The sequence below is a fragment of the Fictibacillus barbaricus genome, from assembly GCF_014635025.1.
Taxonomy (GTDB): Bacteria; Bacillota; Bacilli; order Bacillales; family Fictibacillaceae; genus Fictibacillus; species Fictibacillus barbaricus.
Map to the genome: position 1 here is coordinate 1,597,063 of NZ_BMCE01000002.1, position 12,057 is coordinate 1,609,119.

A 12,057-nucleotide genomic window follows, 5' to 3' on the forward strand; every position below is an offset into this window, starting at 1 on the left:
ACGTTTATGCTATAGTAAGAGATGTTAAATTATTACTTCACAGTAGGAGTGTTTGAATATGAAAAAATGGATGTTATCAGTAGGGCTCACAGCGGGACTTATTTCATTATCCGCTTGTAATAATGCCGGTGGTGCAGATTCAGAAGCCATCGTTGAATCAAAAGCTGGAGATATTACTAAAGAGCAGTTCTACAATAAGATGAAGGAACAATATGGTGATCAAGTACTCAACCAAATGATCGACGAAATGGTACTTGAAGATAAATATAAAGTAACAGACAAAGAAATCGAGAAAGAAACGGACAAGATCAAAGAAGAGCTTGGCGGCGAAGAGGCTTTCAAACAAGCACTTGAGCAAAACGGCTTATCTGATGAAAAGCAATTGAAAGAACGCATCAAGTCTATGCTTTTAAATGAAAAGGCAGCTACAGAAGGCGTTAAGATCTCTGAAGATGAAATGAAGAAGACTTTTGACGAAAAATACAAAACAGAAGTAAAAGCTAGTCACATCCTTGTTGATGATGAGAAAACAGCAAAAGAAGTTCAAAAGAAACTTAAAGAAGGCGGAGACTTTGCTAAGTTAGCAGAAGAGTACTCTAAAGACCCTGGTTCTAAATCGAAAGGTGGAGACCTTGGTTTCTTCGGTAAAGGTGCGATGGTACCAGAGTTTGAAAAAGTAGCGTTCACTCTTGATAAAGGTGAAACAAGTGACCTTGTTAAGTCTGATTACGGCGTGCATATCATCAAAGTAACGGACAAGCGTGAAAATAAGTTCGAAGATAAGAAAGAACAGATCGAACAAGAATTAAAGCAACAAAAAGCTAAGCCGATCACTGAAATCTTAGAAAACCTTCGCAAAAAAGCGGACGTTAAAGTGAACGACAAAGAATTAAAAGAAAAGATGGAAAAGAAAGCTGAACAACCACAAACGCCTCAAATGCCCCAGCAATAATTAATATTTGAAGTGTAAAATGACAAAACCAGGCCTGACAAAGGCCTGGTTTTGTTTGTTGATTTATGCAAATGGATGAGGCTGAATGAATCTGTTTTGGAAACCTAGTCTAGCTAAGAAACATATAATCATATAAAAATTGTGATATTCACATAAAAAAAGCTGTTAATCACATAAAATATTGCAATAATCACATAAATAAAACTGTTCATCACATAAAAATTCGATACAATCAGTCCACCTAGATAAGACATTGCATTTAAAACCATGCAAAAAAGACCTGCTTCAGCAGGCCTTTCCCTATTAATCTTATTCTCAAGACCATTTTTGATCTGGCTTATCTGAAGAGTCTTCCTCTTCAACAAGTTTTTCACCCCGGTCTTCTTCAGCAGCTGCGATTAGATCCTCAGCATCCTCTTCTTCTACAGCAGCCGTTGTTCCAGATGCCCCATGAGCCTTCGCCCTCTCAATACGCTCCATGTATACTCTGCCTTCTTCTTCAATGACTTTCTGCTCGATAGCACGATCTTCCTGGAACAGAGTGACCACCCGATATGCGCTATAAATAATGCCGCAAAGAACAAAATACATCCACCATGGAGTCATAGTAAAAAAGCTGCCTACTCCTGCTGAATATTCTTTTAATACAAATGCAGCAATGAGTATTGCACCGAAAAATAAAGCAGCGTATCCTTTCATTGATTAACTCCCCCTTATTAGACAAGCTTTTACTAAAGTCTATGAGGAAGTAATATAAGATATGTCACGAAAGTACAGGTTCAGCTTTTGTTTCTTTCTTTGGCTGTGATTGTACTTTTTTATCGAATGAACGGAACATCAAATAATAGATTCCAGCACTCATTACAGCTAGAACAAAGAGTAGATAAAACGTGTTTTCAAACCCGATCCACATCGTTAAGGGGATAGAGATCGGTGCAATCGTACGGCCGATCGTAAAACGCAATCCGGCTGCCGCAAAATACTGCCCTCTCATGTTTTCTGGCGCGAGTTTTGAGATAAAGCTTTCTTGGATACCGACCACCATCAGTTCAGCCGTTGTAAAGATCACCATAGCTCCAAAAAGGACCCACATCAACGTCGTGCTTCCAAACACGAGCATCGATACTCCGTATAGAAGAGCGGAAAGGATAAATACTCGGCCTTCTTTAAAGCGGTTCATCCATTTGGCCATCCATACCGTACAAAGAGCTACCATCAAGCCATTTAGCGAGATCAAATAACCGAACACTTTTTCACCGGTTAACGAGATATCCCAGTTGGCGATTGCAAGGAGTGACTGCTCCGGTACTTTTTCCGTCGTATAAACAGCTAACAGCAGGTCCATTTGCATAAAAGTTTGAGCTACAAGAATTCCGGCTAAGATAAACAGCAAGAATAACTTATCGCTCGCGATTACTCTGTAGTCCTTCAGCTGTTCCCAAACCGCTTCATGCCATTTTTTATCTGATCCTACCTGTTCAAGCACTTCTTTTTTTATAGGCACCGTCTCACGAATGTATTTCGCAAGCACGATAGCTAATAGGATACTCACTGCTAAACACGCGAGCAGCAGTTCGAACCGGTATGAGAAAAAGAAGATACTTCCTAATACAGGACCGAACACGACAGATATATTAATGGATGTATAAAACACCGCAAATACTTCACTTCTATGCTTCTCTTCTACGACATCAGCAATCATCGCATGACTTGCCGGCCAATATAGAGAACCAAACAATCCTAGTGCTGAAAAAGCGATAAACGTTAGTATAGGTGAGTCCAGCCAAGGAGAGTTTGCGAGACAGAAGAATACAAATGTAGCCGCCTGTCCCCAGGCAGCGATCACCATCATCTTCTTCCTTCCGTATTTATCCGCACAATACCCGCCGACAAGGTTCGTGATAACACCCACTACCTGTGACAGGACAAGCAGCATTCCGGCAGTCGTTTTACCCAGTTCATCTGAAAAATAGATGGCCATGAACGGGAAGAACATCCAGAATAACAGGTTTACAAAAAATTCTCCGACTAAACGTACTTTAATATTCGCATCCCAGTCTTTCCACTTCATGTTGTTCACTTCTTCCTGTAAGTTAATATCTAACACAGTTGCTTCTTATACCTGCCTTTTGAGCTCTTCAATAGTGTAAGTTCAGTGAACAATGAGATTTTTCTAAGTAAAATAGAAAAAGCCCATGGTTAGGCACCTTTACATGTGCATACCACAGGCTTTCATAAAAAGGCTGAGAATAACACATGGAAGATCGCTCAAAAGTAGGTAGAATGCATAGCAAAATAAACCTTTCCTAACTAAAGGATTGGATGTTATTTAGCTTGCTTTCCTGCCTTACTTTGAACAATGCTTTCCATGAGTCATTGCCTCCTGAATTCGTTTTCTTTATTTCCAATTCCAAATTTAACATAATTTCAAATATTTCACAATGGGTTTATGTCATTAATTTTGCCTGCTTTGTTGCTCTTGAAAGTGGTTGAATTCCGTTTCAGGATGCTCGCTTTCCGGGGGGCGTGCGGTGAGCCACCCCGTGCTTTGCACCTTTGGTGTCTCACCTGTCCCGCTGCTACCCCAGGAGTCTCGCACCTTCCACTCCAATCAACTTGTCAATGAAGGCAAAACAAAAATAACCCAACAGCAATAATCTTTTAGAAGTGAGCATTAATTTTTGGCGTATTCTCCTTGGAACAGAGGTTTGTACAAAGAACGGTTCTCTAGAGCGAACTGTTTATCCGTAAATTCTCCAGGCTGCACTTTCTCAAGGGCCCGATCCATCATATTCATTCTGGCATCGAAATTATCGATCATATGAAGGATTTCCGCTTCCCGGATCAACGGCTGTTTCGGACTTCCCCATTCAGGCTTGCTGTGATGGCTGAGAACGAGATGCTGAAGCACTGTAACTTCTTCCCCTTCAATCTCTAACTCTTCTGCAGCCTTACCGATTTCGTTCACCATGATCGTGATATGGCCAAGGAGTTTTCCTTCTAACGTATAAGTCGCTGCTACAGGTCCTGATAATTCAATAACCTTACCTAGATCGTGAAGGATGATCCCTGAATAAAGAAGATCGGTATCCAGTGAAGGATACAACCTGCTGAACGCCTTTGCCATATCCAGCATGGAAACAACATGGAATGCAAGGCCTGACACAAACTCATGGTGATTCTTGACTGCTGCTGGGTATTCTAAAAATTCCGCTTGATACTTTTTTAGCAGGTGTCTTGTGATTCTTTGGATATTTGGATTCTTCATCTCAAATATGTATTTTGTGATGGTTTCAACCATTACATCTTGTGATAATGGTGCCGTTTCTAGGAAATCACTGATCTTAACGCCGTCAAGCTCCGTTGCAGGGCGAATCGCTTTAAGCTTCAGCTGCATTTTTCCTCTGTAATTGCCCATCTCACCAGAAAGTTTTACGATAGCTTGAGCCGCATACAGCTCCTCATCTTCAGGAGAACTATCCCACAATTTGGCTTCCACATCCCCTGTTTGATCTTGAAGGATCAACGTCAAGAATGGTTTTCCGTTACTCGCTGTCCCTTTTACAGATGACTTGATAAGGAAAAAACCGTCTACGATCTCTCCTACCTTATAAAATGCAAGTCCTTTTTTCATCTTTCACCCCGCCTTTCTTTGTTTTAGTATAGCATATCCGTCTATTTAACTACTTGTTGCAACACTAGTTTCGTGAATATTTAACAGGCTGTTTGAGACCCTATTCTTGCTTAACCTTATAGTCTTAAAACTGTTGTTTTGCTTTTTGAAAGCCAAACTCTCATTCCAATCAACGTGACCAGCATCAAGAAAGCTCCAAACCAATAAGGAAGTTCCAGGTTCCACTCAAAAAGTAAACCGGCCAGTACTGGACCTATCGCGTTTCCTAAACTTAAAAATGAATTGTTCAACCCCATGACCATCCCTTGATTCTGGCCTGCCATCTTGGAAAGCAATGCGTTAACGGATGGCCGCACGAGTGAATTGCCTAAGAAGAACAAGCTGATCGTCAAGAGAACCGTTGCATAATTAAAGGCAAACGTCATAGACAAAAATCCGATCGCACTTAAAAGCAATGATCCTTTTACTACTTTTTTCTCACCAAACCTGTTTGTCAGTCTTCCAATCAATGTTCCTTGCACTACAACTCCAACAATTCCGGTAACTGCTACGAGAATACCAACTTCTGAGGGATCATATCCAAACTTCTTTAACATATAAAAGCCGAAGATTGCCTGAAAGTTGGCAAGAGCAAAGCTAATCGTAAAAATAAGAATCAATAGGAAGCCGATCTCACTTTTAAGCGCACTTGCCATATTCAAAAGCAGACTTGTCTTCTCTTGCTGTTTAGCAGTTTCCTTATCTTCTGCAGAAAGGGATTCTGGCAAGAAGAAAATAGACACAATCCCGCCCAGTGCTGCAGCAATACCAGCTAAGATGAACGGCAGATTCAACTCTATCTCAGCAAGCCATCCACCAATTCCAGGACCAATGACGATACCAAGTGCCATGGCAGCACCTAGCATTCCCATTCCTTTTCCCCGATCTTTTTCAGGGGTAACATCTGCTACAAACGCCATCGCTGTCGGCATTAAAGCAGATCCAAAAATCCCTGCAACCGCACGGGATAAAAACAGCATCCATAAACCGGATGCATAAGCGAAGATAAACTCACCTGCAGCAAATCCAAACATACCCAGTGCCACAAGCGGTTTACGGCCGATTTTGTCAGAAAGACGTCCCCAGATTGGCGCGAACAGAAATTGCATAAAGGCAAAGATGGCAATTAAGAAACCTAATTCCCTCCCTGACGCATTAAATGCTTCAATATAATAAGGCACGATGGGAATCACTAATCCGATCCCCACCATAATAATAAAAAGGTTGACCATCAAAACGATTAACGGTGTTAAATATGATACTTTTTGTTTCGACATGCTGTTTATCCTTTCTCTTGGAGGCCGTTCATCTGCATTCTAATTTGGAAGACTACACCGTCTCTCGTATTTTGTGCGACCACGTTACCTCCATGAAGCTCTGCAATCCGCTTTACAATCGCAAGCCCCAGCCCAAACTGCCCCTTGTTTCCTTTTCTAAATGGCTGAAAGATCTCTTCTCCCTCAACATCTGTAATATGATCACCATCGTTAAATACCTCAATAATCAATTCTGATCCCTTATAAAAAGCAGAAAGCCTGATGGTGTTAAGTGCATAGCGCAAAGCGTTCTGAACTAAGTTATCAAGCAGTATACCCCACTGCTCTTTATCACCATGCATTTTATAGTGATTGCCTGTGATCTCAAAATGAATATCCTCTCGCTGATATCTGAATCTCTCCACAATATCTTCGGCAAGATCTCCAAAGTTAAAGGTTTCTTTTGAGATAACATCAAGCTTCATGGCGTCTAGTTTTGTATAATACAGCATGTTTTGAACACGCTTTTCCATTCTTTGTGTTTCTTTTAAAATGACATCCATCATATCTTCAGTTGTTTTTTTGGGCATGATCCCATCTTTAACAGACTGCGCATAACTTTTGATCGTCATAATTGGTGTTTTGAGTTCATGTGAGGCATGCTGAATAAACGTTTTCTGCGCATGATCGTGCCTTAATAGGTTCTGCCTCATTTCCTCAAACTGTCTGGACAAGATGTAGAATTCATCATCACCCTTCCAATGGAAAGGTTCCTGCCAGTTCCGTTTAGCGATCTGTTCAAACCTTTTTCCTAATATGATTAGCGGCGAGCGTAGATATCTCGCTAACCAGATTGCTGGAATGATGGAAAATATTCCTGTGAACAATAGAATCAACACAAGTCTTAACCAAAGTCTGTTTACCATCTGATCACGGTACGTATCCCACATGTACGAGATCAGGAACACCTTTTGGCCATCTTCATTTATCTTTGTTGAGATTGCATAAAATAGGGTCGCATCTTCATACGTCAACTCGTACCTGCCTTGATCCTTTTTCTGTTCATAAGCTTTTTCTGCCATTTCAAAGAGAACTTCCTGTGGCACAGGATCACCTTGTGAGTTGGCATATTTATCCACGATATAGAAATGCCCTACATCACGGGCCGCATTTCTTCTTTCAATGAAATCTGTCGGTGATTCCCCTTCTTGCTGAAATTGATTTTGAGGATCCCACACATTCTGCTGCTCATTCTCAATAATTCTATATGTCTCTTCAGTCAGCGTATCTTTAATCGAAAGAGGGTAAATGATCGCTGTTAAAAGACCAATCGTAAAAAGCAATAACCCGAAGGACAGCCAGATACGCTGTGTAAGGTTTAACCGGATCATGACGGTATGATCCTATAACCCGCACCATAGACTGTCTCTAAGTTCAACCGAGGCATCTTCTTACGGACACGCCTGATCACATCATCGACTGCACGTTCTGACCCAAAATAATCGTCTCCCCATACGTATTCTAATATCTCTTCACGTTTACGGGATTTGCCTTTATTTTCGATTAAATAAAGAAGAACATCGATCTCTTTTCCGGTTAAGTTAATCATTTCACCTTCACGCGTGATCTTCCTGGAGATCGGATCGATCGTATAACCTGTAATCTCAATAATCTGCGGAATACGGTTACCCGTTTCATAGATTCGGGTTAAGAGTTTCTTAACACGAATCACAAGCTCTCTTGGCATAAAAGGCTTGGCTAGATAATCATCACTTCCGAGCTCCAGGCCGACAATACGGTCTAAGTCCTGGTCTCGTGCAGATATAAAGATAACAGGTATATCTGAATTCTTTTTAATTTCCTTAATGATTTCATAGCCATCCATGCCAGGCAGCATAATATCTAAAATCCATAGATGAGGTGTGTTTCCTTCAGACTGCTTTAATGCTTCTTCACCATTATGGAAAACCGAAACACTCCACCCCTCTTTTTCCATATAGGCTTTCAGCACTTGGGCAAGATCTTGCTCATCTTCGACTAAGTAAATGGAATACTCATTGGACATGATCCATTCCCCTCCTTTGTTTACATTTCAGCTAAAACAGATCGGCTTGGCCAATGTATAAGAGGAACAGACGGAACGAGAGAAGCTACATGCTTATGACAAGTAAAGAACAGAATCTGCCTCTCCTGTGCCGCTTCTTGTATAAGCAGCAATGTGCATCTTGTTCTTTTTTCATCAAAATTTACTGCAATATCATCCATTAGAATAGGAAAGTCAGCAGGTCCTGCGTGTTTAGCAACAGCCAGACGGATTGAAAGATATACTTGTTCTGCTGTTCCGCGGCTTAACTCATGTGGATAAAAGCGGGTTCCGTCCTCTTTTACGGCCATTAGTTCATTTGTATCTGTAAATAGAATAGATTGATATTCACTCTCTGTTATTTTACTAAAATAAACACTTGAAGTCTCTAAAACCGCTGGCAGCTTCGTTTTTTGATAGTTTTCCTTTACTTTTTGAAGGGCATGCTGTGCCAGGCGGAAGGTTGCCCATTTCTTAACCAACCCGTTCCATTCTTCCTTTAACCATTCATATCGGTGTAAGTGTTCGGAATAACTTCCATCTTCTAAAAGTTTGTTGAGTTCCCACTCCAGCTTCCCTTTTCCTTCAACAGCCTCTGCATATTCTCTTTGTGCATCTTCCTCTTTTTTCTCTAATTCTTCTGCTGCCTGAACGGTATCATCATATCCTACGGTAACTTTCTCAGTCATCTCATCTATTTCATGTGTTGAGAAACCGAGTGTTTTAAGCTGATTATAGAATGTTTCTCGTTCTTCGTGCAGCTTAATAAGATGTTCAGCGCTCCTGCCTCTTTGGTAATAATCTAATTCTTGGCTTACACCTGCTTCATCCCATAACTTCCGAATCTGTACATTGATGAAATCAAACTTCTTCTGAAGTGAGCCTTTTCGTTCTAAAAACTCTTTACAGCTTCTTGTAAGGCGCTCCACTTCCGCTCTGTTTTTTAACTGCTCCTCTAAACGTGAATGGCAAGAAACAACTAACCCTTTTGTATCACGATGACCTTGGTACTCCACAAACGAAGTTAAAAGTGAAGCTTCATTTTCATAAGCCGTCTTTTCATCGTTTACTTTCTGTATCTTATCGTTCAAAGCTTCTTTTTGCTTTAACAGCTCTTTTAGCTCGAAGAGTCTCTTCATATAACCAGATACAAAAAGTTTCGCTGAATTCCCTCTATACCCGTTTTGAATTCCCCACTTTTCAGCACTCTCAAAGATCGCTGCCTCTTCTACTTCTATATAATCCAACTGTTTTGCAAGCTGCAGATAGATATTGTTCTCGTTAGAAAGCTGAGCTGAGATCTGCATCCATTGTTTTCTGTTCATTTCATCTTCTAACAAACGGTGATGGGCAGGGCTTGGTATCTTTTCATCTGACTTGCCCTTTTTTGTATAAATGGAAGCCAGCACAACCGAGATGGTGATTAAGAAGATACCGCTATACATAACCGATGAATTACTTGAAGACCAACCAGACCAAATTAGAACAACTGCAGAAAGAAGCGGGATAACAGCAGAATAGAATGGTAGTTTGTTAATCTGTTTTGTGGTGTTTTGCTGCTGAAATTGCTCAAGCTCTTCATTTGAAAGCAGCAGACCCTTCTGTTCGGCTTCTTCTTTTTCCAAACGTTCCAGTTTCATTCTCGAATCCTCTAGCTCATCTTCTAAACGTCGTTTCTTATCCTTGACATGAAATGACTGTTTAATCAGATCCTCCAGTTCATGAAGGGATGACAAAGAGAGCGACAGGTTCTTCAAATCTGATTCAGTCCATGTTTCTCCGATTGATTCAAAAAGGTTAGCCTCTTCCTTTTCAATGGATTCCACATTTTTCTTTAGATCTAAAAGTTGATTGTACAAATGCTTATAATATGGGAGTTTATTAAACAACTGTTTAATTTCGTTTTGTTTGTCAATCAGACTTGTATCTGGAATAAGGGATTTCTGCTCTTTTTCAGCAGATCGAAGGCGATCGTGAATATAGTCAAGTTCTCCTTTTAAAAGCGATCCTTCCTTTACCCATTGTTCATATCTTTGAATACCGTTTTCGGGAAAGTTCTTATTCATAGAACCAAAAGAACTTAGCTCTATCTCAAGCTGTTTAAATTTCTCAAGCACTGGTTTCAATTCAAACAGCCTTTTATTCGATCGCAGTTCTTTTTGGATACTTGCTAGATTTTCCTTTGTTTTTTTCAGGTGTTTCTCAAGATTTTCTTTTTGTGCCTTTACAGCAAGATAACTCTCATTCTTTCCTTTTAACGTTTCCAAAGATTTCCCGATAGCTTTTAGCTGCTCCAGCTTCTCATTAATGATTGGCTTTTTTCCTGCTTTTTTAAACAAAAGAGATTGTTTCTTTTCAAGATTCTGTTCTATTTCCAGCAGATCACGGTCACCAGAAATGGCTGTACTTATTAAAAAGTTACCGAGTTCCTCTGATGTTAGTTTATCCAGTTTCTGAAGTCCATCAATTCCAAAACAAAAAGCACCTGCAAATAATGAGTGATCCATGCCGTTTAACAATTGAAACAGAAACGATTCTCCTTTTTGCTGACCTGTCTCATCGTAAAGGGTAACATCACCAGTTACTTTTGTGCCCGCTATTCTCTCAATAGTCCATCTGCCATATTTCTTATGCTGAATAGTCATCTTGCCGCCCATTCTGTTTCCGTTCTTAGGTTCATAACGGCGCTCTGACTGATTTTTTGCAGGAAAGCCGTATAGCATGCATTTCATAAAATCCATCAATGTTGTTTTCCCTGCTTCATTTTCACCAAATAGCAGTTGTAAGCCTGATTGTTCGAATGATATCTTGCAATCTCTTAGTCCACCAAAATGATAAATATGCAGTGATACGATTTTCATCTTTTCACCTACCTGCTTTTATGGAGTTCTGATAATAATAAACGCTCTGCTTGCTTTTTAATGTCTTCCCAATCTTGATCCTCAAGAGCAATATATTTCCTCGCTGTCTTATGTGTGGAGAGCTCAGAAATGGCTTGTTGAAGTTCATGTTCATCCTGTAAGACATGTGAAATATCTTGAAAGAATCCTGATTGCTTTATAGACATTTCATCATGTATGGAAGGTTTCGTCTCATTTTTCAAAGAAACAACATGTATGAAAGAAGTACCATGATCTTCTTCCCGTAAGATTTCCTCTAGTTCTTCTAGAAATGTACCATCCAGCAGTTCCTTAAAGAGCTGAGTCTGTCCAGACAGTCTAATAGTCAGTAAGACACCTTTCTGTGGATGTTGATATTTACTTATTTCTTTTTCACATAGGGTGATGAGTTCTTGAAGACTATCTAATCCTTCTAGTTGGAGAACCAAGTCATGCCACTCTATATCAGAAGTAGCATAAAAGCAGCTTTCTGCTTCAGATCCGTTCAGTGTTACAATGTATCCGCCTTTCTCACCCGTTTCACCGCTATGTCTTCCTTGTATATTTCCTGAATACCGAACTGGAGGATCTGTACTCAAGTCCATTCTTTTGTGAATGTGGCCGAGCGCCCAATAGTCGTATCCCTTTTTTAGCAGCTCTGTTACTAAAAATGGTGCGTATCTGCTGTGACCGCTGTAACCATCTGCTTGACCATGCAATATACCGATGTGGTACAAGTGGTCTTTCTTCTCAGGATAATGAAGAGTACGGTTGTCGGTTACAGCAGCCGTTTCATAACTAAAACCGTGAAGACACGCAAGCTTTTTTCCGTCCTTTTCAAAGTGGACCGATTGAATCGAATTTCCTTCGAAAAAATGAACATTTTTTGGCCAATCAAGATCTACCCATCGTCCGTCCAGCGGATCGTGGTTACCATGGCTGATATAAACCTTTATGTTATGATTCTCGAGTCTTGTAAAACAATTCTTTAAAAAAGACTGTGCTTTTAGGCTTCGGTTTCCGCTGTCGTAAAGGTCTCCTGCAATAATCACAAAATCTACTTTTTCTGAAATGGCTAGATCGATAAGCCGTTTAAAAGACAAAAATGCACTTTCAGAAAGACGTTTAAAAAGCCTTTCTGGTAATGAGGAAAGCCCCTTAAATGGACTATCTAAATGAAGGTCTGCACAATGTAAAAACTTTATCATTTCACC

9 protein-coding genes are annotated in these 12,057 nt (G+C 40.2%); 1 reads left to right on the forward strand and 8 read right to left on the reverse strand.

Annotated features, from left to right (window positions below; genetic code table 11):
* Nucleotides 1-58: 58 nt before the first annotated feature.
* The gene (locus IEV52_RS17600; RefSeq protein ID WP_188403771.1) at nt 59-952 is read left to right on the forward strand and encodes a peptidylprolyl isomerase; all 894 of its coding nucleotides are present in this window, start codon (nt 59-61) and stop codon (nt 950-952) included.
* 315 nt (nt 953-1,267) lie between these two features.
* On the opposite strand, the gene IEV52_RS17605 is transcribed toward IEV52_RS17600, so the two are convergent.
* The 8 genes from IEV52_RS17605 to IEV52_RS17640 all read right to left on the reverse strand — a co-directional run bounded on the left by IEV52_RS17605 (nt 1,268) and on the right by IEV52_RS17640 (nt 12,051).
* On the reverse strand, nt 1,268-1,651 hold the full coding sequence (locus IEV52_RS17605; protein ID WP_188403772.1) for a sporulation YhaL family protein: 384 nt from the start codon (nt 1,649-1,651) through the stop codon (nt 1,268-1,270).
* 64 nt (nt 1,652-1,715) lie between these two features.
* A complete protein-coding gene (locus IEV52_RS17610) occupies nt 1,716-3,023 on the reverse strand; it encodes an MDR family MFS transporter (RefSeq protein ID WP_188403989.1) in 1,308 nt (435 codons plus the stop codon).
* A gap of 603 nt (nt 3,024-3,626) precedes the next feature.
* Nucleotides 3,627-4,586 carry a 3'-5' exoribonuclease YhaM gene (gene yhaM, locus IEV52_RS17615; RefSeq protein WP_188403773.1) on the reverse strand — a complete coding sequence of 320 codons (960 nt, stop codon included), beginning with the start codon at nt 4,584-4,586 and terminating at the stop codon, nt 3,627-3,629.
* Nucleotides 4,587-4,702: 116 nt separating this feature from the next.
* Nucleotides 4,703-5,902, reverse strand: a complete 1,200-nt coding sequence (locus IEV52_RS17620; RefSeq protein WP_188403774.1) for an MFS transporter — start codon at nt 5,900-5,902, stop codon at nt 4,703-4,705.
* Nucleotides 5,903-5,907: 5 nt separating this feature from the next.
* Entirely contained in the window at nt 5,908-7,272 is a 1,365-nt protein-coding gene (locus tag IEV52_RS17625; RefSeq protein ID WP_188403775.1) for a sensor histidine kinase, read from the reverse strand.
* Entirely contained in the window at nt 7,269-7,946 is a 678-nt protein-coding gene (locus IEV52_RS17630) for a response regulator transcription factor (RefSeq protein WP_188403776.1), read from the reverse strand. The genes IEV52_RS17625 and IEV52_RS17630 overlap by 4 nt, the downstream gene beginning before the upstream one ends.
* 20 nt (nt 7,947-7,966) lie before the next feature.
* Nucleotides 7,967-10,825 (reverse strand): ATP-binding protein, encoded by a 2,859-nt coding sequence (locus tag IEV52_RS17635; protein ID WP_188403777.1) that lies wholly within the window; start codon nt 10,823-10,825, stop codon nt 7,967-7,969.
* An 8-nt stretch (nt 10,826-10,833) separates the two neighbouring features.
* Entirely contained in the window at nt 10,834-12,051 is a 1,218-nt protein-coding gene (locus IEV52_RS17640) for a metallophosphoesterase family protein (protein WP_188403778.1), read from the reverse strand.
* Nucleotides 12,052-12,057: the final 6 nt, after the last annotated feature.

Coding starts and splice junctions, on each gene's coding strand:
- IEV52_RS17640 (WP_188403778.1), bottom strand. CDS start 12,051: ATGATAAAGTTTTTACATTGTGCAGACCTTCATTTAGATAGTCCATTT.
- IEV52_RS17625 (WP_188403775.1), bottom strand. CDS start 7,272: ATGATCCGGTTAAACCTTACACAGCGTATCTGGCTGTCCTTCGGGTTA.
- IEV52_RS17600 (WP_188403771.1), top strand. CDS start 59: ATGAAAAAATGGATGTTATCAGTAGGGCTCACAGCGGGACTTATTTCA.
- IEV52_RS17635 (WP_188403777.1), bottom strand. CDS start 10,825: ATGAAAATCGTATCACTGCATATTTATCATTTTGGTGGACTAAGAGAT.
- yhaM (WP_188403773.1), bottom strand. CDS start 4,586: ATGAAAAAAGGACTTGCATTTTATAAGGTAGGAGAGATCGTAGACGGT.
- IEV52_RS17605 (WP_188403772.1), bottom strand. CDS start 1,651: ATGAAAGGATACGCTGCTTTATTTTTCGGTGCAATACTCATTGCTGCA.
- IEV52_RS17630 (WP_188403776.1), bottom strand. CDS start 7,946: ATGTCCAATGAGTATTCCATTTACTTAGTCGAAGATGAGCAAGATCTT.
- IEV52_RS17610 (WP_188403989.1), bottom strand. CDS start 3,023: ATGAAGTGGAAAGACTGGGATGCGAATATTAAAGTACGTTTAGTCGGA.
- IEV52_RS17620 (WP_188403774.1), bottom strand. CDS start 5,902: ATGTCGAAACAAAAAGTATCATATTTAACACCGTTAATCGTTTTGATG.